23 protein-coding genes are annotated in these 25109 nt (G+C 60.8%); 13 read left to right on the forward strand and 10 right to left on the reverse strand.

What is annotated here, in order from left to right:
* Positions 1–241: 241 nt before the first annotated feature.
* The gene (locus Q1W15_RS01430; protein ID WP_300719807.1) at positions 242–739 is read right to left on the reverse strand and encodes a VOC family protein; all 498 of its coding nucleotides are present in this window, start codon (positions 737–739) and stop codon (positions 242–244) included.
* Positions 740–764: 25 nt separating this feature from the next.
* On the reverse strand, positions 765–1793 hold the full coding sequence (locus Q1W15_RS01435) for an AraC family transcriptional regulator (RefSeq protein ID WP_300719808.1): 1029 nt from the start codon (positions 1791–1793) through the stop codon (positions 765–767).
* Positions 1794–2290: 497 nt separating this feature from the next.
* Between Q1W15_RS01435 and Q1W15_RS01440 the strand changes: the two genes are divergently transcribed.
* The 9 genes from Q1W15_RS01440 (at position 2291) to Q1W15_RS01480 (ending at position 13421) form a co-directional block, all read left to right on the forward strand.
* Positions 2291–4480 carry an indolepyruvate ferredoxin oxidoreductase subunit alpha gene (locus Q1W15_RS01440; RefSeq protein WP_300719809.1) on the forward strand — a complete coding sequence of 730 codons (2190 nt, stop codon included), beginning with the start codon at positions 2291–2293 and terminating at the stop codon, positions 4478–4480.
* Positions 4481–4597: 117 nt separating this feature from the next.
* On the forward strand, positions 4598–6109 hold the full coding sequence (locus tag Q1W15_RS01445) for an indolepyruvate oxidoreductase subunit beta family protein (RefSeq protein ID WP_300719810.1): 1512 nt from the start codon (positions 4598–4600) through the stop codon (positions 6107–6109).
* Positions 6110–6115: 6 nt separating this feature from the next.
* A complete protein-coding gene (locus Q1W15_RS01450; protein WP_300719811.1) occupies positions 6116–6571 on the forward strand; it encodes a thioesterase family protein in 456 nt (151 codons plus the stop codon).
* Positions 6568–8892 carry a bifunctional salicylyl-CoA 5-hydroxylase/oxidoreductase gene (locus tag Q1W15_RS01455; protein WP_300719812.1) on the forward strand — a complete coding sequence of 775 codons (2325 nt, stop codon included), beginning with the start codon at positions 6568–6570 and terminating at the stop codon, positions 8890–8892. Before Q1W15_RS01450 ends, Q1W15_RS01455 begins: the two co-directional genes overlap by 4 nt.
* Before the next feature lie 40 nt (positions 8893–8932).
* Complete coding sequence (locus tag Q1W15_RS01460; protein ID WP_300719813.1) at positions 8933–10063, forward strand: cupin domain-containing protein; 1131 nt, start codon at positions 8933–8935, stop codon at positions 10061–10063.
* Positions 10064–10108: 45 nt separating this feature from the next.
* Positions 10109–11050 (forward strand): fumarylacetoacetate hydrolase family protein, encoded by a 942-nt coding sequence (locus tag Q1W15_RS01465; protein WP_300719814.1) that lies wholly within the window; start codon positions 10109–10111, stop codon positions 11048–11050.
* A gap of 59 nt (positions 11051–11109) precedes the next feature.
* Positions 11110–12129, forward strand: coding sequence for a carbon-nitrogen hydrolase family protein (locus Q1W15_RS01470; RefSeq protein WP_300719815.1), 1020 nt, complete (start codon positions 11110–11112; stop codon positions 12127–12129).
* Positions 12126–12884 carry an Asp/Glu racemase gene (locus Q1W15_RS01475; protein ID WP_300719816.1) on the forward strand — a complete coding sequence of 253 codons (759 nt, stop codon included), beginning with the start codon at positions 12126–12128 and terminating at the stop codon, positions 12882–12884. The genes Q1W15_RS01470 and Q1W15_RS01475 overlap by 4 nt, the downstream gene beginning before the upstream one ends.
* 93 nt (positions 12885–12977) lie before the next feature.
* Complete coding sequence (locus tag Q1W15_RS01480) at positions 12978–13421, forward strand: MarR family winged helix-turn-helix transcriptional regulator (RefSeq protein ID WP_300719817.1); 444 nt, start codon at positions 12978–12980, stop codon at positions 13419–13421.
* Between the two features lie 21 nt (positions 13422–13442).
* On the opposite strand, the gene Q1W15_RS01485 is transcribed toward Q1W15_RS01480, so the two are convergent.
* Positions 13443–14063, reverse strand: coding sequence for a flavin reductase family protein (locus tag Q1W15_RS01485; RefSeq protein WP_300719818.1), 621 nt, complete (start codon positions 14061–14063; stop codon positions 13443–13445).
* Between the two features lie 235 nt (positions 14064–14298).
* On the opposite strand from Q1W15_RS01485, the gene Q1W15_RS01490 reads away from it, so the two are divergent.
* A complete protein-coding gene (locus Q1W15_RS01490; protein WP_300719819.1) occupies positions 14299–15198 on the forward strand; it encodes a LysR family transcriptional regulator in 900 nt (299 codons plus the stop codon).
* 9 nt (positions 15199–15207) lie between these two features.
* Here Q1W15_RS01490 and Q1W15_RS01495 read toward each other — a convergent pair whose 3' ends face one another.
* Positions 15208–16611 (reverse strand): amino acid permease, encoded by a 1404-nt coding sequence (locus Q1W15_RS01495; protein WP_300719820.1) that lies wholly within the window; start codon positions 16609–16611, stop codon positions 15208–15210.
* A 246-nt stretch (positions 16612–16857) separates the two neighbouring features.
* Here Q1W15_RS01495 and Q1W15_RS01500 point away from each other — a divergent pair, with 246 nt between their 5' ends.
* Positions 16858–17661 (forward strand): phytanoyl-CoA dioxygenase family protein, encoded by an 804-nt coding sequence (locus tag Q1W15_RS01500; protein ID WP_300719821.1) that lies wholly within the window; start codon positions 16858–16860, stop codon positions 17659–17661.
* 121 nt (positions 17662–17782) lie between these two features.
* On the opposite strand, the gene Q1W15_RS01505 is transcribed toward Q1W15_RS01500, so the two are convergent.
* From Q1W15_RS01505 to Q1W15_RS01515, 3 genes are all read right to left on the reverse strand, one after another.
* Positions 17783–20224 (reverse strand): TonB-dependent siderophore receptor, encoded by a 2442-nt coding sequence (locus Q1W15_RS01505; RefSeq protein WP_300719822.1) that lies wholly within the window; start codon positions 20222–20224, stop codon positions 17783–17785.
* Between the two features lie 114 nt (positions 20225–20338).
* The gene (locus Q1W15_RS01510; protein WP_300719823.1) at positions 20339–21292 is read right to left on the reverse strand and encodes a FecR family protein; all 954 of its coding nucleotides are present in this window, start codon (positions 21290–21292) and stop codon (positions 20339–20341) included.
* A complete protein-coding gene (locus Q1W15_RS01515) occupies positions 21289–21810 on the reverse strand; it encodes a sigma-70 family RNA polymerase sigma factor (RefSeq protein WP_300719824.1) in 522 nt (173 codons plus the stop codon). Before Q1W15_RS01515 ends, Q1W15_RS01510 begins: the two co-directional genes overlap by 4 nt.
* A 193-nt stretch (positions 21811–22003) precedes the next feature.
* On the opposite strand from Q1W15_RS01515, the gene Q1W15_RS01520 reads away from it, so the two are divergent.
* Positions 22004–22522, forward strand: coding sequence for a DUF4142 domain-containing protein (locus tag Q1W15_RS01520; protein ID WP_300719825.1), 519 nt, complete (start codon positions 22004–22006; stop codon positions 22520–22522).
* A gap of 66 nt (positions 22523–22588) precedes the next feature.
* Here the strand turns inward: Q1W15_RS01520 and Q1W15_RS01525 are convergent, their stop codons facing one another.
* The 3 genes from Q1W15_RS01525 to Q1W15_RS01535 form a co-directional block, all read right to left on the reverse strand.
* Positions 22589–22885: a DUF6388 family protein gene (locus tag Q1W15_RS01525; protein ID WP_300719826.1), complete on the reverse strand. Its 297-nt coding sequence runs from the start codon at positions 22883–22885 to the stop codon at positions 22589–22591.
* A gap of 104 nt (positions 22886–22989) precedes the next feature.
* On the reverse strand, positions 22990–24192 hold the full coding sequence (locus Q1W15_RS01530) for an MFS transporter (RefSeq protein WP_300719827.1): 1203 nt from the start codon (positions 24190–24192) through the stop codon (positions 22990–22992).
* A gap of 147 nt (positions 24193–24339) precedes the next feature.
* Positions 24340–24660: a YqjD family protein gene (locus tag Q1W15_RS01535; protein WP_300719828.1), complete on the reverse strand. Its 321-nt coding sequence runs from the start codon at positions 24658–24660 to the stop codon at positions 24340–24342.
* Positions 24661–24838: 178 nt separating this feature from the next.
* On the opposite strand from Q1W15_RS01535, the gene Q1W15_RS01540 reads away from it, so the two are divergent.
* Entirely contained in the window at positions 24839–25093 is a 255-nt protein-coding gene (locus Q1W15_RS01540; protein ID WP_300719829.1) for a hypothetical protein, read from the forward strand.
* Positions 25094–25109: the final 16 nt, after the last annotated feature.

Below are 25109 nucleotides of genomic sequence, written 5' to 3' on the forward strand. Positions count from 1 at the left end.
GTCAAAAGATCACGAGCAAGCTCGTTCCTACAGGCCTTGCTGTGTTCGGCCAGCGTGGTTTAAAGGGGCCCTTTTAGATCAAAAACCAGCGCGTAGGAGCGAGCTTGCTCGCGATCTTTTAAAGGTCAAAAGATCACGAGCAAGCTCGTTCCTACAGACCTTGCTGCGTTTGGTCCGGGCGTAGGAGCCGCCGTCGACGCTCGATTGCTCGCGATCTATTGATCTTTCAGCAGGGTTCCGGTCAGGCATTGGCCAGGTCCCACATTTTTACGTACGGGTGGGAGCAGAGTTCAATGATGGAGCCCCACGGGTCCTGGCAGTAGGCGATCTGATAGCCTTTTTCCGGGTTGATTGTCAGTACCCCGCTGCGGTCCTTGCCTCCCGCCGCCACGATAGTGGCCACTGCTCCGGCTACGTCAGGGGCGGTGAGGCCCATGTGGTTGTAGCCCCCTAACCAGAATTCAAAGGTGTTGTCCTTGGGGCGCGATGGCGTGGCTTCGAACTGGAACAGTTCCAGGCCGACATTGTCCGGGGTGGCCATGTGGGCGAAGCGAAAGTGCCCGTAGCCGGCACCATAAATCGCTTGGGCGGCTTGGCCCAGCGGGTGACCCTGTTCGCTGACTTCCAGCGGCCCGGCCAACAGGCGAAAACCCAGTGTGGTGACATACCAGGCGATGGCGGCATCCAGGTCGGGAACCGTCAGCCCTATGTGTGGGGCGGTGAAGTGCTGTGTGGCCAAAGTGGATCCTCCGGTGAGGTTGTGGTTAGTGGCGGCGCAAGGTCTGGCTTGGCATTTCGCCATAGCGCAGTTTGTAGTCATTACTGAACCGGCCCATGTGCGTGAACCCCCAGCGCAAGGCCACGCCGGCGATGTTGGTGGCTTCGCCGCTAACCAGCTCGGCGTGCACATGTTCCATGCGCAGGTCGCGCAGGTAGTGCATGGGGCTGACGCCCAGGAAATCCTTGAAGCCGGTGTACAGGCTGCGCAGGCTGACCCCGGCGGCCAGCGCCAGTTGTTCGGCGGTAATCGGTTCATGGGCGTGCGATTGCAGGTAGTCCTGCGCGCGGCGCACATGGCGCGGCAGGATGGTGTTGCGTCGCGCCGGGGCGGTGTCGCTGTAGTTGTGTTTATGGGTCATCAGTAGGGTCGAAGCGGCCAGTTGCTCAATGTGTGACATGACCAGTTTGTGCTGCCCCAGAAGCGGGTAATGGTTCGCACAATCCAGCAAGTAGGAAAGCAAGCATCGCCACGGGGCGGATTCTTGCCAGCGAAAGCCCAGTTCGAAGCGCAAGGGTTGCTCCAGCGGGTGGCCCAGATGCCCCACCAGCGTGCGTTCAACCAGTGAGCGCGAGATGCGTAACATGATTTGGTCACTGTCGCCGTTCCAGTGCATGTTGGCGCTGTCGCCCGGGCTCAGCACCGAGGCCAGTTCCAGCGATGAGTCGATGCGTTGGCGGCCACTCTCGATCGTGGCCGTGCCGTGCAGGGGCATCTGCACCAGGAAGCAATTCTCCAGCGCGCCGCGTTCGATCTGCACGCTCGCGCCATAGCGCAGGCGGCTCAACGAGATATCGCCCAGGTTCAGGTAATGCATGCGTGCGTCCAGACGCTCAGCGCTATGGGTCTGCTTGAGGTGATGGTTGGCGATCACCTGGCCCACCATCGACCTCACCTGGTCCAGGTCGCTGGACGCAAATAACAGGCGCTCCGGCTCGCACAGGACGCGCTCGGTAGAAAAGTGTGCAGCCTGCCCGCGCATGGGCGAATAGGCTGAGGTCTGACTGTTCTGCACGGTTGCTACCCCTCACGGAGTTCGGCTGCTTGGCAGCCTGATTATTGTTATTGGATGCCGCCTCATCAGGTGTGCTCGCCCAAGGTGCGCGTGCGCTGTGAGGGTGCGCTTTTTTTATATGAATATTCATATTTTCATGCGCTATAAATATATTTCTCACGGTTTGAAGGAAATTGCAACGCATGACCGGTACGGTCGATGGGCGGCGCGAGGCGGTGCCCGCCAAATGCCCCCACAAAACGGCGGATTAAGTACGAATTGGTAATAATCAGTACGCGTGATCGCGCTCTGAAAGCGGCTTCACGCCGCTAATATCGAGACTTTTCAGCGCCTTGAAGGCTCTGTTTCGGTGGTTCTTTATCCTTCTGCTGCGAGTGGTATCCGAATCATGCGACAAGATTGTTTGCATGATTATTCATGCGTTGACGTCTCGTCATTTCCCTATGAAGGTAAGCGCCATAAGAAATTTTGTTTAACCGAGCTGAGAGATAACCGACATGGCCGAGCGATCCTTTGTCCAGGAAGTGAAGAAGTTACGTGCTGGGGCCGGAGAGGTTTTTAACGGCGAGGGGATCCTGGCGGTAACCAAGGCGTTGCTGGAATCGGGCGTGGCGTATGTGGGGGGTTACCAGGGTTCACCCATTTCCCATTTGATGGATGTGCTGTCGGACGCTCAGGATATTTTGGGCGAGTACGGCATTCGTTTCGAAAACAGTGCGAGTGAAGCGACGGCGGCGGCGATGTTGGCAGCCTCGGTGAACTACCCGCTGCGCGGCGCAATTACGTTCAAGGCCACGGTAGGTACCAACGTGGCCTCTGATGCACTGGCTAACCTCGCGTCGGGCGGGGTAACCGGTGGCGCACTGATTATCGTCGGTGAAGACTACGGCGAAGGTTCTTCGATCATGCAAGAGCGCAGCCATGCGTTCGCCATGAAATCGCAAATGTGGTTGCTGGATCCGCGCCCCAACCTGCCGTGCATCGTGCAAGCGGTGAAGGACGGTTTTGACCTGTCCGAAGCCAGCAACACGCCGGTCATGTTGCAGATGCGGATTCGCTCCTGCCACCTGCATGGCCAGTTCGTAACGGCGGATAACGTGCCGCCGGCGTTCACGGTCAAGGATGCGATGGAGAACCCGGCCCGTGACATTGACCGTATCGTTTTGCCGCCTGCGAGCTTTCTGCACGAGCGCGAAAAGATCCAGCAGCGTTGGCCAGCCGCCATCCGTTTTATTCAAGACCGTCAACTCAACGAGTTCTTCTCGGAAGGCGAGGCCGACGTCGGCATCGCCTTGCAGGGCGGCAACTACAACACGCTGATCCGGGCGTTGCAGAAGCTCGGCTTGTGCGATGTGTATGGCACGTCAAAAATCCCGCTGTATGTGATGAACGTGGCGTACCCGTTGATCGACGAAGAGTACGCACGCTTTTGCAAAGACAAACGCGCCATCCTGGTGCTGGAGGAAGGGCAACCCAACTTCGTCGAGCAGAACGTGTCGACCATCCTGCGCCAATTGGGGCTGGACACCGCGTTGCATGGCAAGGATGTGCTGCCGTTGGCGGGCGACTACAACACCGCGACCGTGCTCGGTGGCGTGCGCAAGTTCCTGGAGCGCTACGGCGTGGTCGAGGCCAAGGTCGTACCGGTGGTTGACCCGCTGTCCCTGGGCATTCCGGTGGTGATGTTGCCGGTGGACGCGCCGGCCCTCAAACCGCTGGAACAGATCGTGCACCCCCGGCCACCAGGGTTGTGCACCGGCTGCCCTGAGCGGCCGATCTTCACCGCGATCAAACTGGTGGAGCGCGAGTTGGGCAAGCATCACATCAGCGCCGATATTGGCTGCCACCTGTTTTCGATTCTGCCGCCGTTCAACCTCGGCAGCACCACCATGGGCTACGGCCTGGGCAGCGCCAGTGCGGCGGCCTTTACCGTGGCACCCGGCAGTGCCCCGGCCAGCAAACGCGCCATTTCGCTGATGGGCGACGGCGGGTTCTGGCATAACGGTTTGACCAGCGGCATCGCCAACGGAGTGTTCAACCGCAGCGATAACCTGACCATCATCATCGACAACAACTATGCCTCGGCCACGGGCGGCCAGGACCTGCTGTCGTCTCGTGCGGTGAATGCCACGCGCAGCACCGGCCATGAGATCGAACAGGCCGTCAAAGGCGTGGGGGTTGAATGGGTGCGCACCATCAAGCGCACCTATGACCTCAAGGCCATGGTCTCGACCCTGCGCGAAGCCCTGACCACCCAGGAAACCGGGCCCAAGGTGCTGATCGCGCAAAGTGAATGCATGCTCAACCTGCAGCGCCGCGAGAAGAAAGTGGTGCGCAAGGCCCTCAGTGATGGCAAGCGCGTGGTGCGCGAGCGTTTCGGCATCGACCCGGACACCTGCACCGGCGACCACTCGTGCATTCGCTTGTCGGGCTGCCCGTCGCTGTCGATTCGCGACAACCCCGACCCTTTGCGCCAGGACCCGGTGGCGATGGTCATGGACAGCTGCGTGGGCTGCGGCACCTGCGGCGAAGTCGCCCACGCCGCGGTGCTGTGCCCGTCCTTTTACCGCGCCAATATCGTCAGCAACCCGACCCGTTGGGACACGTTCAGCAAGCGCGTGCACTCGGCCGTTATCGGCTGGCTGCAGGCGGGCGATGCCCGTCGTCGTGCGCGGTATGCGTTTTGAGGATGCCGCCGATGTCAGCCACCACAAGCCCCGGATGTTCCGGGGCGTTATCCCGCCTTTTTCACCGTGCGCCCGGCTTTGATGGCCGAGGCTTGCGCGCTGCTTCGGAGTGTTTTCATGTCCAGTGAACCTATCAAAATTGCCATTCTCGCGATGGGCGGCGAAGGCGGCGGGGTACTGGCCGACTGGATCGTCAACCTGGGGGAACACAACGGCTACTTCGCGCAGACCACCTCTGTGCCTGGCGTGGCCCAGCGCACCGGGGCCACCATTTATTACGTGGAGCTGTTTCCCGGAGCTGATGTGCCCAACGCCCGCGTACCGGTGTTGTCGCAGGTGCCGTTGCCCGGTGACGTGGACATCGTGCTGGCCTCCGAACTGATGGAAGGCGGGCGGGCGGTGCAGCGCGGTTTCGTGACCGCGGACCGCACCACGCTGGTGACGTCGACGCACCGGGTGTATTCGATTGCCGAAAAATCGGCCATGGGCGATGGCCGTGTTGACAGCGAAGCGCTGCTGCAGCAAGCCCGTCACGCCGCCAAAACGTTTATCAGTTTCGACATGGAAAAAGCCGCCGAGCAAACCGGCAGCGTGATCAGTGCCGTGTTGTTTGGCGCACTCAGCGGCACCGGTGTGCTGCCGTTCAACCGCACTCAGTTTCAGGAAACCATCGAGCGTGGCGGCGTAGGGGTCAAACCCAGCCTCAAGGCGTTTGAACTTGGCTATGTCACCACCCGTGAAACCCAGGACGGCAGCCGCGCCCCTGGCACCCCGGCGGCGAGCAAGGCCGTGCTGGCGCAGCCGCGCGACCCGGTCGTAGCCGGGCTGGTCAAGCGGGCGCAGGGTTTTGCGGCCAGTGCGGTAGACATTGTGGTTGAGGGTGTGCGGCGGCTGATCGACTACCAGGACCCGGACTACGCACGCCTGTACCTGGACCGCCTCGACGCGCTGGTTAAAACCCCCGGCGGCAACGACCTCGAACTGCTGCGCGAGACCGCGCGCTACCTGGCGTTGTGGATGTCTTATGAGGACACCATTCGCGTGGCGGACCTCAAGACCCGCAGCAGCCGTTTCGAACGTGTGCGCGACGAAGTGCGTTCACGGGACGACCAGGTGCTGGACATCGAAGAGTACATGCACCCGCGCATCGAAGAGATTTGCGAAACCCTGCCCGTGGGGCTGGGCCGCTGGCTGGCCAAGCCGAACTGGGCACACCGCCTGGTGGCCCGTGGCACGCAACAGGGGCGCACTATCAGAACCAGCGGCCTGGGCGGCTTTTTGCTGCTTTACGGCTTGTCGCGCTGGCGCCGCTGGCGCCGGGTGACGCTGCGTTACAGCCTGGAAAATGCCCGCATCGAAGCCTGGCTCAAACGCTTGCACACCCTCGCGGCGATCGACCCGGCACTGGCCCTCGAAGCGGCCCAGTGCCAGCGCCTGGTCAAGGGGTACAGCGACACCCACGCACGCGGCCTGAAGAATTACGAAACGTTGATGGCGGTGGTGGACAAGCACCTGCGGCTGATGGCCCCGGCCACATTGCGCGAACTGCGTGACGCGGCGCTGGCCGATGAACACGGCCACAAGCTGCACGAATGCTTGCAACGCCACGCCTTACCCCTGGAAGGATAACTGCCCATGAATCCGCGCACGTTTAGCCGTGAACACCGTATCCGTTTCGCTGAGTGCGACCCGGCGGGCATCGTGTTCTACCCGCAGTACTTTGTGATGTTCAACAACCTGCTGGAAGCCTGGATCGACGAGCTTCTGCCAGAGGTGGGGTTCGCCGGTTACATCGGCACGCTGCAGTTTGGGCTGCCGACCGTACGCCTTGAAGCCGACTTTCGGGCGGTCAGCCGCATGGGCGACGCCGTGGTGCTGAGCCTGGAAGTGGCCCGTCTGGGCGGCAAGTCGCTGACCCTGGCGCTGACCTGCACCGACCTTAAGGGTGAGGTGCGGATGAGCGTTACCCAAGTGCTGGTCACGACCTCGCTGGTCAGCCACCAGGCCATTGAAATACCGAGCGTGCTGCGTGAGGCGCTGACGACTTCCCCCTCCCTTGATAAAGACAACAACGAAAGGAGCGCACTGTGAAAATTGCCTGCATTGGCGGTGGTCCCGCCGGCTTGTACTTTGGCCTGCTGATGAAACTGCAGAACCCGGCCAACGAAATTGTGGTCATTGAGCGCAACCGCCCTTACGACACGTTCGGCTGGGGCGTGGTGTTCTCCGACGCCACCCTGCAAAACCTGCGCGAAGCCGACCCGGTGTCGGCGCAAACCATCGCCAATGAGTTCAGCCATTGGGACGATATCGACATCCACTTCAAGGGCCATCAGGTGCGCAGCGCCGGCCACGGGTTTATCGGGATCGGGCGTAAAAAGCTGCTCAATATCCTGCAGGCGCGCTGTGAAGAAGTGGGCGTGCAACTGGTGTTCGAAACCACCGTGCAAGATGACCAGGAGGTGGCGCGCCAGTACAACGCCGACCTGGTGATCGCCTGCGACGGCATCAACAGCCCGGTGCGTACGCGCTACGCCGAGACGTTCAAGCCCGATATCGATCAGCGCAACTGCCGCTTTGTCTGGCTGGGCACGCGCAAGGTGTTTGATGCCTTCACCTTTTTGTTCGTTGAAACCGAGCATGGCTGGTTCCAGGCCCACGCGTACCAGTTCGAAGATGGCTTCTCCACGTTCATCATCGAAACCACGGACGCCACCTGGCAGGCTTCGGGCATCGAGCACATGTCCCAGGAAGAGGGCATCGCCTACTGCGAGAAACTGTTCGCGCCGTGGCTGGACGGTGAGCCGCTGCTGTCGAACGCCTCGCACTTGCGCGGCGCGGCCATCTGGATTCGCTTCCCGCGGGTTATTTGCAACAAATGGGTGCAGTGGACCCAACCTCACGGTGCCGAGGGTGCTGCCGTGCCGGTGGTGCTGATGGGGGATGCGGCCCACACCGCGCACTTCTCGATTGGTTCCGGCACCAAGCTGGCCCTGGAAGATGCCATCGAGCTGTGCAACACCCTCAAGGCCGGCGGTGAACTGACCGAGCGGCTGGCGCATTACGAGCAAGTGCGCGGCATCGAGGTGCTGAAAATTCAGAACGCGGCGCGTAACTCCACGGAATGGTTCGAGAACGTCGAGCGTTACGCCAGCCTGGAACCGGAGCAGTTTGCCTATTCACTGTTGACCCGTTCGCAGCGCATCTCCCATGAAAACCTGCGCCTGCGTGACGCGCAATGGCTGGAAGGTTACGAAGCCTGGCTGGCCGGCCGTGCCGACGTGCAGACCGTGGCAGGCGAGCGCCCACGGCCGCCGTTTTTGACGCCTTACAGCGTGCGCGGCGTGACCCTGAAGAACCGCGTCGTGGTGTCGCCGACCTTGCTGTATTCCAGCCAGCATGGCGTACCGGGCAATTTCCACCTGGTGCACTTGGGCAGTCAGGCGCTGGGCGGTGCCGGGCTGGTATTGGCCGAAGCGACGGCCGTGAGTGCCGATGCACGCATCAGTGCCGGTGACCCCGGTTTGTGGAACGCCGAGCAGGTGGCCGCGTGGAAAACCATTACCGACTTTGCCCACCGCCACAGCAGCGCCCACATTGGCGTGCAACTCAACCACTGCGGCCGTCGCGGCTCCACGCAGTTGGGCTGGGAACAACCGGATCACCCGCAAACCGAGGGTAACTGGCCGCTGGTCAGCGCCAGCCCGTTGGCGTACCTGCCGGGGGTTTCTCAGGTGCCGCGTGAAGCGACCCATGACGACCTGGCGCGCATTTGTGAGCAGTTTGCCGAAGCCGCCGTGCGGGCCGCCGAGGCCGGTTTTGACTGGCTGGAATTGCAGGCCGGCCACGGTTTCCTGCTCTCCAGCTTTATCTCACCGCTGACCAACCAGCGCACTGACGAATACGGCGGCTCGCTCGATAACCGTCTGCGTTTCCCGCTGCAAGTGCTGGCGGCCGTGCGTCGCGTGTGGCCAGACAACTTGCCGATTTCGGTGCGCATCTCGGCGTCCGATTGGGCGCAGGGCGGCACCAGCGTCGATGAAGCGGTAGAGATCGCCCGTCGGTTGAACGCCGGCGGTGCCGACATGATTGACGTGTCCTCGGGCGAAGTCGTACCCGACCAGCAGCCGGTGTATGGCCGTATGTACCAGACCCCGTTTGCCGACCGCATCCGCAACGAAGCCGGGGTGCCCACCATCGCCGTGGGCGCGATCAGCGAGGCCGATCAGGTCAACGGCATCATCGCCTCGGGCCGTGCCGACCTGTGCGCCGTGTCGCGCCCGCACCTGGCCGACTCGGCCTGGTTGCTGCGCGAAAGCGCCAAGCTGGGCTGGCACGACGTCGAGTGGCCCAAGCCTTACTTGTGGGGCAAGGATGCGCTGGAGCGCAGTTTCACCCGGAGCAAGTCCTGAGGGCCGAGCGCCCACTGAATCCTTGATAAGGAGAAAGACCATGGCAACCTCGTATGACCAATACCGCGAAGGCGTCGAAGGCCGTGCAGACGTCGAAGACACGCCTGAACTGGTGGCGTACTACCGCGAGCTGGACCACTTGCAAACCGGTGCGCTCTGGACCGTCGCCAATAAAATCGAGCCCTGGGAGCCGAAGTCCAGCTCCGTGCCGGTGCTCTGGCGCTACCGCGACCTGCGTGAGCACGTGCTGCGCTCCGTTGCGCTGGTCACCCCGGAAAAAGCCGGGCGCCGAGTGATTTACCTGAACAACCCCGGGCGCACCGACGTGTCGGCGGCGGTCGGCTGGCTGTACTCCGGCCTGCAAGTGATGAACCCGGGTGAACGCGCTTCGGCGCACGCCCATTCGTCTTCGGCGCTGCGCTTCATCATGGAAGGCAGCGGTGCCTACACCATTGTTGACGGCCACAAGATGACCCTGGGCCGTAACGACTTTGTGTTGACCCCCAACGGCACCTGGCATGAGCACGGTGTCGAGGCCGAGGGCTCGCCGTGCATCTGGCAGGACGGCCTCGACATTCCGCTGGTCAATGCCATGGAAGCGGGTTTCTACGCCGTTCACCCGGACTTGCAGCAGGCCGTCGGTTACCCGGTGGATGACCTGGTGAGCGTGTGGGGGGCCGCCGGTTTGCGCCCCGAGAACGTCGGCTGGACCCAGCCCTATTCGCCGTTGTTCAAGTACCAGTGGGAACCCACCTACGCGGCGTTGGTGCGCTACGCGGCGTCTTGCCCCGACAACCCGTTTGACGGGGCCTTGATGCACTACACCAACCCGGTCAATGGCGGCCATGTATTGGCAACCATCGGCGCGAGCATGCAACTGCTGCGCCCGGGGTTTGTGGGCAAAGCGCACCGCCACACCGGCAGCTTTCTGTACCAGGTGGCCAAAGGCAAAGGCTACTCGATCATCAACGGCCAGCGGTTTGACTGGCAGGAGCGGGACATTTTCTGTGTGCCGTCCTGGGCCTGGCATGAACACGTCAACCTCGACCCGAGTGAAGACGCTTGCCTGTTCTGCTTCAGCGATTTGCCGGTGATGGAAAAACTGGGCCTGTACCGCGAAGAAGCCTTGGCGGACTTCGGTGGCCATCAGCCGGTTTCGCCCACAGCCTGACGTTGAATAACCCTTGAACTGTATTTATCTGGAGAATTGTCGATTATGCGTCTCGTAACCTACCGCGCTCATGTCAACGCCGCTGCCCGTCTGGGTGCCATTGTGGGCGACCTTGTGATTGACCTGCAGCGCCTGGGCAGCCATGCCGGCCAAGCCTTGCCGGCGGACATCCTGGACTTTATCGACCTGGGCCCGCACGCCGTCACCTCCACCACCGCCTTGCTCAAGGCCTGGGAGGGCAAGTGGCCGCTGGACAGCGCACTGCCGTTGGCCAACGTAAAACTGCTGGCCCCGATCCCCAAACCGCGCAAAAACATTTTCGGTATTGGCCTGAACTATGTTGAGCACGTGGAAGAGTCGAGCCGCACACTGGACACCTCCAAAGAGCTGCCCAAGCAACCGGTGATTTTCTCCAAGCCGCCGACCGCCGTGATCGGCCCGGGCGATGCCATCGAGCACAACGAAGCCATTACCCGCCAGATGGACTGGGAAGTGGAACTGGCGGTCATCATCGGCAGCCGTGCCAAGTGCGTCGGCGAAGCCGAAGCCCTGAACTATGTGTTCGGTTACACCGTGCTCAACGACATCAGCGCCCGTGACAACCGCCGTGCCGGCCAGTGGATCTACTCCAAGGGCCAGGACACCTACGCGCCCATGGGCCCGATGATCGTCACCGCCGATGAAATCGCTGACCCCCACAACCTGAACCTGACCCTCAAGGTTAACGGTGTCGAGAAACAAAGCTCCAACACCCGCCACCTGCTGTTCAACATCCCTGTGCTGATTTCCGACATCAGTGCCGGTATCACCCTGGAGCCGGGCGACATCATTGCCACCGGCACCCCGGCAGGTGTGGGCGCGGGCCGTACGCCGCAAGAGTGGATGTGGCCAGGCGACGTGGTGGAGGCGTGGGTCGAAAGCATCGGCACGCTGCGCAACCCAATTGTGGCGGTCGGCAACGAACCTCGTACCGGCAAAAATCAGTAAGCAACGGGCCGGTCCTGACGGGCCGGCCTGACTTCTCACCCCTATTCGGATGAACCGTCATGCTTGAATTACCTGTATTCAAGGCGGCTGCCGTACAGACGGCCCCTGTTTTCCTGGACACCGACGCCACCGTAGACAAAGTGATTCGCCTGATTGCCGAGGCCGCGGACAACGGCGCCCAACTGGTGGCGTTCCCCGAAGTGTTTGTGGCGGGCTATCCCTACTGGAGCTGGATCGGCAACCCGATTGAAGGCAGCCCGTGGTTTGAAAAACTGGTGCGCTCGGCCATCGAAATTCCAGGCCCCGAGATCACCAAAATCGCCCAGGCCGCCGCACGCCACCGCATCAACGTGGTGGTGGGCGTCAACGAGCGCAGCAGCAAAGGCATCGGCACGATCTACAACACGCTGGTGACCATTTCCGACGAAGGCCGCATTCTGGGCCGTCACCGCAAACTGGTGCCGACGTGGGCCGAAAAGCTCACCTGGGCCCCCGGCGATGCGTCAGCGCTGCGCGTGCACAACACCTCGATCGGCCCGCTCGGTGCGTTGGCCTGTGGTGAAAACACCAACACGCTCGCTCGTTTTGCCTTGATCGCAGAAGGCGAACTGGTGCACGTGGCCAGCTACATTTCGTTGCCGGTTGCACCGCCCGAGTACGACATGGCCGAAGCCATCAAAGTGCGTGCGGCTGCCCACAGCTTTGAAGGCAAACTGTTCACGGTGGTGTCGTGCTCGACCGTCAGCGAAGAGATTATCCAGGCGCTGGAGCCGGATTTCCCTAAAGCGCGGGAACTGCTGACCCGCCGCAACAGCGCGTTCTCCGGCATCCTCGGCCCGGACGGGCGAGTGATTGGCGAGCCGCTGATTGATGAGGAAGGCATCGTCTACGCCGATATCGACCTGTCGCGCTGCATTCAGCCGCGGCAAATGCATGACATCGCGGGCCACTACAACCGCTTTGACATCTTCAACTTGCAAGTTAACCGTCGCCCGCAGGCGTCTGCCCGTTTCGACGATGCCGCTGGCGTGGAAACCTTTGACACGCCCGTCGACACCCACCAGGAAACCCAGCCATGAGCGCGCCACGTTACTACCGTATCGGCCAAATCGTGCCCAGTTCCAACACCACGATGGAAACCGAAATCCCGGCCATTCTGCGGGCCCGTGAGCTGATTGACCCTGAACGGTTTACCTTTCACTCCAGCCGCATGCGCATGAAAAAGGTCACCAAGGAAGAACTGGCGGCCATGGACGGTGACAGCGACCGCTGCGCCCTTGAGTTGTCAGACGCCCACGTCGACGTGCTGGGCTACGCGTGCCTGGTCGCGATCATGAGCATGGGCAACGGCTACCACCGTATTTCCGAGCAGCGCCTGCACCAGCGCACCGTTGAAAACGGCTGCCCGGCACCGGTGGTCACCAGCGCCGGTGCCCTGGTGGACGGCTTGCACGTGATAGGGGCGAAGAAAGTCTCGATTCTGACGCCCTACATGAAACCACTGACCCAGCTGGTCATTGATTACATCGAAAGCGAAGGCATTGAAGTGGTGGACAGCATTTCGCTGGAAATTGCTGACAATCTGGAAGTGGGCCGTCAGGACCCGCGCGCGCCAATCGAAATCACTCGCCGGCTCAACACCGCAGGCGTGGATGCGGTGGTGGCATCGGCCTGTGTGCAGATGCCGTCCCTGGCGTCGATCCAACCCATCGAAGACCGCATTGGCTTGCCAGTGATTTCCTCCTCGGTGGCCACCACCTACCAGATGCTCAAGCGTCTGGGCCTGAGCACCGCCGTGCCCGGTTTCGGTTCGCTGCTGTCCGGGAGGTATTGAAGGATGTTGCGGGGTTGGGGTAATTCCCCCCCGCACGCGGCAAAGGGGCTAGAATCGTCGCCGGTTCAGAGCGAGGACGAGGCAGCGACAGGCATGGCGAAGACGAAGGCGTTTGCAGACAATTACTTGCCCGCGTTATTGGGGCAGGCGTGGTATTTGGTGTCCACCCAGTTTCATGCTGTGGTCGAACAGCACGGGCTTTCCGTGCTGGAGTGGCGGGTGTTGTCCACCCTGGCCCGTGACGGTGCGATGACCATTTCGGCGCTGGCGCAGATCACCGTGAGCAAACAGCCAACGGTCACCCGGTTGCTGACCCGCCTTGAATCGCAGAAGTATGTCGAGCGTTCCAGCAGCCTGGATGATCGCCGTTACACCCTCGTCCGTGTGACCCGCACGGGGCGTCGCCTGGTGTCCGGCCTGGTGGAACTGGCCGAGAAACACGAGCGCGAGATCCTCGCACCGTTCGAGGCCCAGAAGATTGAAGCGTTCAAGGACGTGCTGCGCGAACTGATCGACCAGCACAGTCCGCGGCGTTGAATCAGCGGGTTTAGCCTGGCATCAGGTGGGCCGAACCATGTGGAACAGCCCTTGTTGTAACACTTCAAAGTAATCCGAAGGCCCGCCGCCGCGCAGGATCGGTTGTGCGCGGCTCGTGTCGTAGATCCCGTCAGTGAGGCAGGCCCGGTCGATGTGGGCCGCGACCACCTCGCCAAACACCATCCAGGTGTCCAGCGCCTTGCCATCCAGGCCAACCAACTGCTGAATTTGCGTGACCTTGCACTCCAGCGCCACCGGGCTTTCCAGCACTCGCGGCACGGCGACCTCATGCGACGGCGCGGGAGTCAGGCCCGCCAGTGCAAACTCATCAACCCCTGGCACCTCGGAGCTGGTGAGGTTGACCTGCGCGGCCAACGGGCGCGTGGCCAGGTTGTAAACGAACTCACCGGTCAACTCGGCATTGCGCACGGTGTCTTTCTTGCCGACGCTGGAAAACGCAACCACGGGCGGGCGGTAATTGAACACGTTGAAAAAGCTGTAGGGGGCGAGGTTCAAGTGACCTTGAGCATTGAGGGTGGAAATCCAGCCGATGGGGCGCGGCCCCAGAATTGCCGGCAACGGGTCATGGGGCAGGCCATGCCCGTTGCGCAGGGTATAGCTGTGAAGGTCAGCACTCGTCATCGAAAAAGCTCACGCGGGTTAAAAACGTCATCGTTGCCCACTTCCACTGACAAAGACAGGCGTTGGCGGTGCGCGTGTAAATGACCTGCAGAATATGGATGAAGTGTTCGCGATCCGGATGGTGTTAACGGCCGTCGCGCCGTCGCGCCCGTTTCCCCTCCCTTGGTAGAGGGTTGATGGCAGGCGGCGAGGCTGGGGTATGATCGAGCGGATAATAATCAGGATACCCACGCCGATGATCGGCTTCACTTTCCGTCAGCTTGAATACTTCGTGGCGGCTGCCGAGCAGGGCAGTGTCAGCGCCGCCGCGCGAGCCATGCACATTTCCCAACCATCGGTGTCTTTGGCCATTGCCCAACTGGAGTCGACGCTGGGCGAAAAACTCTTTCACCGCCAGGCCAGCCGTGGCCTGGAACTCAGCCCGGCAGGGCGTACCTTTCTGGAGCAGGCGCGCACGGTACTGGCCCAGGCGTCAGCGATGGTCGGCACGGGGCACCAGGACGAAGGGTTGCGTGGCACCCTGAGCCTGATGTGTTTCCAAGACCTGGGCCCGTACTTCGCGCCACGGCTGCTGGCCGGGTTTCGCACGCGCCATCCGCACGTGTCCATCACCTTGCTCGAAGCCGACCTGGCCGGGGTCAATCGTCGGTTGGGGGATGGCCAGGCCGAGTTGGCGCTGACCTATGGTGTCGGGCTGGACCCGCATATCGAGGCGCGGGTGCTGGTGCGCCTGATGCCTTATGCCCTGCTGCCGGTAGATCATCCGCTGGCCCTGCAAGACCAGGTTTCGCTGGTGGATCTGGCGGCGGAGTGTTTGATTCTGGAAGATATCGCCCGTACGCGGGAGTATTTTCTGTCGCTGTTCTGGGCCCATGACCTGCAACCCCGCTCGCTGCAACTGACCCAGACGTTCGAGATGCAGCGTGGCCTGGTGGCCCACGGCTATGGCGTGGCGTTGTCGTGTACCCGCCCCGTGGGCGACCAAAGCTATGACGGTCAACCCTTGATCTGCCGCCCCCTGCTGGAGGTCGTCAGCCCGCAGCCGGTGGTGTTGGCGCAATCCAGTGCGATGCGCCTTTCACCCGTGGCCCAGGCGTTTGTCGACTGGGCCAGCGAACAGTTTCCCGCCGTTTAACGGCGGGCTTCAGCCCTGAGTGACCTCGGCGGGCAGCGGCAAGCGCTTGCCCTGGCGGGCGATAAACAGCCAGTAACCGACCGACAGCAGCGCCAGCCAGCCCAGCCCGACATAGAGCGAGGTGCGGGTGTCCGGGAACCAGGCCAGCACCCCGAAAATAAACACCATAAAGGCAATGGCGCAGGCCGGGCCGACCGGCCAGAAAGGCACAGGGAACGACAGTTCGCTGACTTCCTGTGGCGACATGCGCCGACGCATCACCACCTGGGACAGCAGAATCATCAGCCATACCCAGACAATCGAAAACGTCACCACGGCCACCAGAATCATGAACAGGTTCTTGGGTGCCAAGTAGTTGAGCAGCACCCCCGCCAACAGGGCGACCGACATGACCGCGACCGTCATCCACGGCACCCCGAAACGCGACAGGCGGGAGAAACTGGCCGGGGCCTGGCCGTTTTTGGCCATGCCATACATCATGCGGCCGGCGGCGAAAATATCGCTGTTAATGGCCGAAATGGCAGCCGAGATCACCACGATATTCAGTAGGGTCGCGGCTGAACCGATGCCCAATGAGCTGAAAATCTGCACAAAAGGGCTGCCCTCGCTGCCGATCTTCGACCACGGGTAAATCGCCATCAACACGAACAGCGTCAGGATGTAAAACAGCAGAATGCGCAGAGGCACAGAGTTAATGGCTTTAGGAATGACCCGCTGTGGGTCTTTGGCTTCGCCGGCGGTGATGCCAATCATCTCAACGCCGCCGAAGGCGAACATCACCACCGTGAATGACGCGATCAGCCCGCTGGTGCCATTGGGGAAGAACCCGCCGTGGCTCCACAGGTTACTGATACTGGCCACGTGCTCAGCCGAGCCGCCGAGGTTAATGCCGAAGATCAATATCGCCAGGCCTGCCAGAATCATCGACACAATGGCCGTGACCTTCAGCAGTGACAGCCAGAATTCCATTTCACCAAACACCTTGACGCTGCACAGGTTCAAGGCCCCGATAAAAAACACGATGCCCAGCACCCAGATCCAGCGCGGTGTTTCCGGAAACCAGAACCCCATATACACACCGAAGGCCGTGACATCGGCCAGGCACACCACCAGCATGGAAAAGGCATAACTCCAGCCGGTCAGAAAACCGGGGAAACGCCCCAGGTATTGCGTGGTGTAATGGCCGAACGAGCCCGATATCGGGTTACGCACCGCCATTTCACCCAGGGCGCGCATCATCATATAAATGGCCGCACCGCCGATCAGATACGCCAGCAGCACAGCAGGCCCGGCCAACTGGATCGCGGCGGCGGAGCCATAGAACAACCCGGTACCGATGGCGGAACCGAGTGCCATAAAACGAATATGACGAGTCGTTAAACCTCGCCGCATGGAAGGCTGGTTATCGTTCATCTCAAGTAAATCCTCATTGTTTTTATTGTTTGGATCTGAACTGCCATTGATGAAGTGCGGTGGGGCGGCCTTTTAACAGCCCACAGTGGAAGAAGGGCAGGCCAGGCTATTAACCCGTTAAATCACAGGCCTGACAATGAGTGGGCCATATAGAGTTCCTATACTGACGAATAAGTATTTTATCGTTTACCGAAAAACTGTCCGCCCTCAATACTTGCCGGTATTACAACAAGAGAGGGTGAGGCAATGAATCCGCAAGTCGAAGAGTTTCAACGTAAGGGTGCCATTGTGCTGCGCGGCGTTTTCACCGACTGGATCGAACGTTTGCGTGAGGGGTTTGAACAGAACCTTGCACAGCCCAGTGCCTTTGCCATCGAAAACGTCGGCAGTGGCGAGGGGGGGCGTTTCTTTGAAGACTATTGCAACTGGCAGCGCATTCCCGCCTTCCAGGACTTCGTCCTGAACTCGCCGGCGGCGGGCATTGCCGGCACTCTGATGCAGTCACGTCAGGTTCAAGTATTTCACGACCATATCCTGGTCAAAGAGCCCGGCACCTCGAAACCGACGCCGTGGCACCAAGACTTGCCGTACTACTGTGTCGACGGCTTACAGACCGCCAGTTACTGGATCCCGCTGGACCCAGTGACCCGCAGCAACACCTTGAGCGTGGTGCTGGGTTCCCACCTGTGGCCCAAGCCCGTGCGGCCGAAAAGCTGGTCCAACAACAAAGACTTCTACGGCGTAACCGACTACAACACGGGCGAAAGCGTGTTTATGGACATGCCCGATGTGGACAACGGCGAATTCGAGATCTTGTCCCCGGAGTTACAGCCGGGGGATGCGGTGGTGTTTGATTTTCGGACGGTGCACGGTGCGGCGGGCAATGCGGGAACAGGCCGGCGACGGGCGTTCTCCACGCGTTTTATGGGCGATGACGTGCGCTACATCCAGCGCCCAGGGCGGACATCGCCGCCGTTTCCGGGCATTGACCTGAAGGACGGCGACCGGATGCGCGAAGACTGGTTTCCGGTGGTATGGGAAAAAGCCTGACGGTTGTGACTGGGGCCACGGATGGCCCGCCAGTCATTGTCAGTACGGCTCGCCGTGACCCCCGTATGATCGCTGGCGAGCGCGTCTGCCCTTAAAGACATCTCACCTGCTGGCCCGGCACTTAGAACGTGGCCTTCAAGGCCAGATTGAAATTGCGCGGCGCGCCATAGAAGTTCCAGTAGTTGTCATTGCCGGTGGTCTGTATGTACTTCTTGTCAAAAACGTTATCCAGGTTGTACTGCACTTCCAGGTTTTTACTGATGTCGTAACTGGCATGCAGGCTGGTCAAGGCGTAGCCCTGCTGTTCGATCTTGTAGTCTGCGTTCACTTCGGTGTGGGTTATTTTGCTCTGCACATAGAACGTGCCCCCTACGCGGGTTTTATTCAGTACACCCGGCAAGCGGTAGTCGGTGGCGACCTTGAACAAGTGACGCGGCGCAGAGGCGGCGGAGTCTTCGCCCTTTTGGCTGCCTGCGGCGTATTTGGATTGGGTGTAGGTGTAGCCGGTTGACAGGTTCCAGTCCGGCGTCAGCGCACCGTTCAGTTCCAGATCGATGCCCCGGTTGCGCACTTTTTCCGACGCTTTGTAGCAGCCGTTAGGCAGGTCAGGGCACAGCGACTGAGCGGTGTCGGCGCTATAGGCTTCTGCACGGCCGATTTGGTCGGTCTGGAACAGGGCAATCGAGCTGTTCAGACGCTTGTCCAGAAACTCACCCTTCAAACCCAACTCGTAGTTGGAGCCGGTCATGGGCTTGAGCGGCGAACCGTTAACGCCGAGGTTGCTCTGGGGTTTGAAAATTTCGGTGTAGCTCGTGTAGGCGGTGAAGTGCTCGTTCAGTTCTTGAACCAGCCCCGCATACGGCGTGAATTGCCCGTCTTTGCTGTAGTCGTTGTGAATGGGGCGGGTGACGTTGACCAGGCTTTCATTTTTAAACCAACTCACCCGGCTGCCCACGATCAGCTTGGTGGTATCGCTTAGGCTGAAACGGCTGGCGGCATAGAGGCCGGCCTGTTTCTGGGTGATGTTGTATTTCCATTGGTTGACGTTGAGCCCTGTCGGCGCGGGTGGGTTAAAGCTGCCCAGGTCGGTGATGTCGAACTCGTATTTGTAGGACGCATCCCGGCCACCGTGGTAGTCGAAGTCATCAACCCGCACGTTGGTACCGACGACCAGGTCATGCTGTTTGCCCATCCAGTTGAAAGGGCCGGACAGGTAAGTGTCCACGCTGGTTTGGGTGTCGTCGTAGCGGAAGTGCCGTGGGTTAAGGGTGAACCGATTTTCGGTGCCGCCCACACGCTGCGTGTAGTTGCCTAGAAAGTCCGATTTGGCCCACGTTTGGTTGGCGGCGACCACCAGTTTCCAGTCGTTGTCGAAATAGTGCTGGATATCGCCGAATACCGTGGTGTTGCGTTTGTCCAGGTGGTTCCACTTGCCCGTCAGCGAGGTTGAGCGTGAAAGCGGGTAGAACTTGCCGTCGACCATGGTGGGCAAGCCGGACCAGTCGTAACCGGAGTTGCGCTCTTTTTGGTAGCTCAAGCCCAGGGTCGCCAGGGTGTCTTTACTGAGGTCGGCTTCGAGCAGGGTGTAGAACACCTGATTCTCTTTTTTAGCGGTGTCCATGTAGCTATTGGCGTTGTTGTAGGTGACGACCGTGCGCCCGCGGATCGTGCCTTGATCGTTAAGGGGCGATGACAGGTCGATCATCACTTTGTCGTTGTCCCACGAGCCCACAGAGGTTTCGATAATGGCCTGGGGGGTGGCGGTGGGCCGTTTGCGCACCAGGTTGATCGACGCGGACGGGTTGCCGGCACCGTCTAGCAGGCCGGTGGCCCCCCGCACGATTTCGATGCGGTCGTAGAGGTCGGTGGTGGGCTTGGAGATCGCATCCATCGAGTAGGCGTTGCTGATGTTGGTGGGAATCCCGTCAATTTGCAGGGTGTCGACCAATTGGCCGCGCGCCATGTACAGCGAGCGTTCGCCACCGTTTTTAACGACGGTGATACCGGTAGCCATTTGCATTACGTCATCAAGGTTTTTCATGCCTTGATCGTCCATCTGTTGGCGGGTGATGACGCTCACCGATTGTGGGGTTTCGCGCAGGCTCAGTGGCAGTTTGGTCGCCGTGGTGGTTGAGCCGATGGTGTAGGCCTGTGTGTCTTCGGAACTGGCCCCTGCCAGGTTGGCATTCACCCGCGTTGCGCCCAATTCGACGGCCCCCTGATTCTGTGGCGCGGCGATCAATACGTAGCCGTCATTGCTCGACACCGCTTGCAAGCCATGCCCGAGCAGCAGGGCGGCAAAGCCTTCGTCCACCCCGTATTCACCGCGCAGGCCGCTGCTGGTCTGGTTGGCGAGCTGGCGTGTCTCAAATGAAATGGCCACGCCGGACGCTCGTGCATAACGGCTCAGTACATCGGCCAGCGACCCGCCCTGGATGTCGTAATGATTGAGCGGGGCGGCCATGAGCGGTGTCAGTGGCACACTGATGGCGCTCAGGGCGAGCGCGAGTGCTCTGGCGCTGGGCAAGGTGAATGAACAGCGCGTGCGCGGAGTAAAAGGCATGTTCCCGACTCTCTAGTGGATTTGGCTACTACAAGGACGCTCGGGAAATGAGAACTGGAAGCAACAGGCAATAATTTTTATTTGGGCCTTGGAGCAGGTACGCGTCGCCGCGATTCAGGGCTGATCGAGCGAGATGCGAGTGAGCCACGGGGTAAAGGTGGTGACCTTGATCGGCAGGCTGCGGGCTAGCAGGCGCAAGGCGCGTGCGCTGTCATCCGCCGGCAGCACGGCTGTGACGTTGAGGGTGGCGAGTTCGGCGGAATCGAACATCAAATAGCCGTTGTGGTAGCGCGTGAGTTGATCCAGGACGTGCGGCAACGGCTGGTCTTTGACGATCAGTTGACGGTGTTGCCAGGCATTCTCGATTTCGCTGCCGTTGACAGCGGTTTGCGGGTAAATGCCTGACGTATCGAAGCGCACTTGCTGGCCGGCGTTTACGGTCATGCGCTGATCGGCGTTCTTGATCTCAGTGCTTGATTCGATCATTGCCAGGCGGGTGGCACCGGCCTGTTGCTCCACCACAAACCGGGTGCCCAAGGCGCGAATGCTGCCTTGATCGGTGATCACGCGAAAGGGCCGTTGGGCATCCTTGGCGACATCCAGCAGAATTTTGCCGCTGATTAAATGCAGTGTGCGCTGGTGCGGATCAAACTGCACATCCACGGCGGAACGCCCATCCAGGCTAAGCCACGTGCCATCCGCCAACTGCCGGGTGTTCCACTCGCCCGTGCCGGTGCGAATGTCCGCCATCAGGTAGGCGAGTGGAAACTGTTGCAAAGCCAGCGCACCGGGTATTCCGACGATGGCAGCCAACGCCAACGCCTTCAGGGCGCGTGCGCCCGCAGGTGGCCGCGTAATACTGCCCAGTGCGACGCGGGCCGGCCCTTGCGGCAGCTCTTTTAACGTGGCCAGGCTGCCTTGCAGGCGTTGCACGGCGAGGCGGTGTTCCGGGGCGAGGGCGAGCCAGTGATTGAAGTCCCGCTGATCGGCTTCGCTGGGTTCATCGTCCAGGCGCACCAGCCACTGCGCCGCCTGACGCATGATTTTGTGGGATGGCGATGGGCTCACGGCGTGTCTTCAGCGGCGGCATGGCAATGCAGCAAGGCCTGCACCAGGTAGTTCTGCACGGTCTTGGTCGACACCTGCAACTGCGCGGCAATTTGCGCATGGCTCAGGCCTTCAAGGTGGCGCAGGATAAACGCCTGCCGCGCGCGCGGGAGCATGCGATCAAGGGCGCGGGCAATATGCTCCAGGGCTTGTACCGCCGCCAGGATCTGTTCGGGCGATGGCGCGTGCTCCAGATGTTCGACATGCCGCGCCAGTTCTTCGCGATACGCCCGCTCCAGTTTTTGCCGACGGTTACGGTCCACCATCAGGCGGCGGGCCACCGTGGCCAGAAACGCCCGGGGTTCACGCGGGGTGGCATAGGCCCCGGCGGTGATCAGGCGAATAAATGTTTCCTGGGCCATGTCGGCGGCATTGTGCGGGCATTCGAGACGTCGCTTGAGCCACACCAGCAACCACCCATGGTAGCCCTTGTACAAGGCGTCGAGACTGTCGGCGTCGGTGATGGATGGCGGCTTCATGGCGAGCGAGCTTAAATGGGAATGATTCTATATTAGTATTATCCAGTACCCTCTGACAATGGCCGCTGGCCATGAACGACGCGTAACCGGCGGGCACCGCTCATCAGAAAATCCCGTGTTTTTTTAAACCTTTGCGGCCCTCAGCCTTCAGATTCTGTGCACGGAATAAACCTGCCTTTGACTGGAGGAAGCTATGAAGACCCTGATGGGGCCCAAACAATTCGTCGCGCGTTGTGTGTTGGCGGGGTGTGCGTTGTTCAGTGGCGTAGCGCTGGCCAGCAGCCCGGCCGAGTTTATCGATGAGGCGACTGTGGCAGGGATCGCAGAGATCGAAACCAGCCGCATGGCAATCAGCCAAACGTCGTCAACAGACATCGAAAGCTATGCCGTGGAGATGATCAAGGACCATACCAATGCCAACCGGGATTTGAAGGCACTGGCCAGTCAACAGGATTGGCCCATCCTTAGCGATGAACACATGCAGGCCAAAGCCCAGGCCTTGATGCCAGCCTTGCCGGACGGGGAGGCGTTTGACGCGGCTTACTCGATGAACCAGGTCAAGGCACGGGAGCAGACCCTCGAATTGTTCAAGCAGCAGGCCAGTCGTTCTGAGTCACCTGAATTACAGGCGCTGGCTGAAAAGTACCTGCCCAAATTTGAAATGCATCGAGTGATGGCCCAAAAATTGGTAGATGCCCACAACCGCCCATGACCAAGGTGTGCTCCCCGGTGGCGTGAGTGGCCACCGGGAGGCCGTTATCAGTGTCATCTCGCCCGGTCACACGGCGATATCGTTGAACCCGCAGTATTCTTCCCAGCTCATGTCCAGGGCTTCAGCCACTTCCTGATGAACTTCGCGGCGCATGGTCGCCAGTTCTTCAGGGCTGCGGGCTATCAGCTCCAGTGCAAACTCCCAAGGCTCAAGGCCGCGGTCTTCGGCTTCGTCTTCAAAGGCCCAGAGGATCTGTTGCTGGCGGTCTTCGGCGCTCAAATCTTTCATTTCTTCGAGCAGGTTTGGGTTGGCCTTGCTGAACGCGTCCAGGGCCAGTTCGTTACGGGATTCTCTAGGGATCATATGGCGTCTCGACACAGTAGGACGGCCCGCGCGGGCGGGCCGTTTTCAGATGGGCTTGGCATCCTAGCGAGTTCACCCGGCGATGAAAAGTGCGGTGAATGCCCTCAGGCGACGGGCTGCAGTTTGCTCGCGCGTTGCAGGCTGTACGCCCACACCGCCAGGGCCAGCGCGGATACCCCCACACCGACCACGACGATGCCATGCCAGCCATACACAGGGTATGTCTGCGCGCCCACCAGTGAGCCGAGCGCGCCGCCGATGAAATAGCAGGTGATGTAGCCAGCATTCAGGCGGTTGCGAGCGCTCGGGCGCACTTTGAACACCGCGTTCTGGTTGCTGACGTGCACCAGTTGCACGGCAAAATCCAGGGCCAGCACGCCAATCAACAACCCCACCAGCGAATTTCCGGCAAAGGCCATGGGCAGCCAGCACCCCAGCAGCACGATCAGACCGAGGGTGGTGGCCAGTTGGCCTTTACCGCGATCGGCCATGCGCCCTGCCCAGTTGGCGGCGATGGCACCCACCGCGCCCGCCAGGCCGAACAGGCCAATGATGGCGTCGGAAAAGTTGTACGGGGGCACGGCCAACAAAAAGGCCAGCGGTGTCCAGAACAGCGCAAACAGCGAAAACGTCAGCAACCCCAGGATGGCGCGCAAGCGCAACACCGGCTCTTCAACAAACAGGGTGAACACCGAGCCCAGCAGTTTCGGGTAGCTCAGGCCGGCGCTTTGATGATGGTTGGGCAGCGCAAAAAACAGCGCGGTGGCGCTGACCAGCATCAGTGCGGCGGCGAGCAGGTAGATCAAGCGCCAGTCACCGGCAGAGGACAGCGCCCCGGCCACGGTGCGGGCCAGCAAAATCCCCAGCAGCAGCCCGCTCATCAGTGTGCCCACCACGCGGCCGCGACTCTGCGGGTCGGCCAGGCTGGCGGCCATTGGTACCAGCACTTGGGCCGCGACTGAAAACAGCCCGGTCACGGCGGTGCCCACGAGCAGCCAGGCCAGTGAGGGGGCAAAGGCACTGAGCAACAGGCCCAGGGCGCTCAGGACGGTCATGGTCACAATCAGGCGGCGTTGTTCGAACAGGTCGCCCAGCGGCACGAGCAAGAGCAGCCCCACCCCATAGCTCAGTTGTGCGGTGATGACCACGGTGCCCGCGCTGCTCATGCTCAAGCCCAGCTCTTGGGCGATGGTGTGCAGCAAGGGTTGGGCGTAGTAGTTACTGGCGACGGCCAGCCCGGTGGCGGTGGCCATCAGCAGGATCAAGGCCGTGCTGAGGGGTTTTGTGGCGGCAGGAGAGGCGGACATTGACTGTCTCGTTTGGCAGGGGGAAAGCGTGAAGTATCAGGACTGCCCGGCACGAATGTCACTGAATATGTCTAAATTTTTTTAAGCCCTGACGACAAAGCCCCTCGCCAAGACGACGAGGGGCTGTGTGCATCGGCTTTGAAAGCGTTAGCTGCGACGGCCCAACAACAGGCCTACAACCAGGCCAACGCCGGCTGAAATGGCCACGGTCTGCCAGGGGTGGCCGCCAATGTAATGCTCCGTGGCATCGACCACGGGCTTGCTGCGTTCGCGCACATTGCCCACGGAGTCGAGTGCCTGCTTTAGCTTGAGGCCCACCTGCGCGCGCAGGGTTTCGCCTTCTTCGCCGATCAGGGTCGAACTGTCCTTGAGCAGCTTTTCAGATTCGGCAATCAATTCTTGCAGCTCGCTGAACGCTTGATCCTTGATTTGATCTTCAGCGGCTTGTACGACATTTTTTCGAGCCATTGCGCTACTCCTTGCGGGTGAGAGGGTGATAAGTAATGGAGTCAGCTCCGTGTGAAAAAGTTGCATCGGATAGGGAGCTGATTTTGGACGGCAAGCTGACAGCGTAGTTAAAAACCTGACTGAGACAGTTCTTTCGAGGGTGTAAGATGTTGTCTATTTTACGCCGCAGGAAAATCACATGAGTTTCAACCTCGCCAACAAGCCCCTCGCTGAACGTGCGGCGCTGGAAGACGAAAAGTCCCGTTTATACGAGCTTTGGCAGAGCAATCTGGGCAAGGCCAAGGCCGACGCGACGCGTCTGTTCGGTGAGCGGGCCAAGCGCAAGGGCAAGTGGGCGCAATGGGTGCGTTCTGAACTGGACGCTCTGTCGCCCCCGGAATACGCCAACATGGTGCGCAGTGAAGTCAACCGCCTGATGGCAGCGGCCAAGTAATACGGCGGTTGCGGGT

The organism is Pseudomonas sp. (assembly GCF_030150285.1).
Classification (GTDB): domain Bacteria; phylum Pseudomonadota; class Gammaproteobacteria; order Pseudomonadales; family Pseudomonadaceae; genus Aquipseudomonas.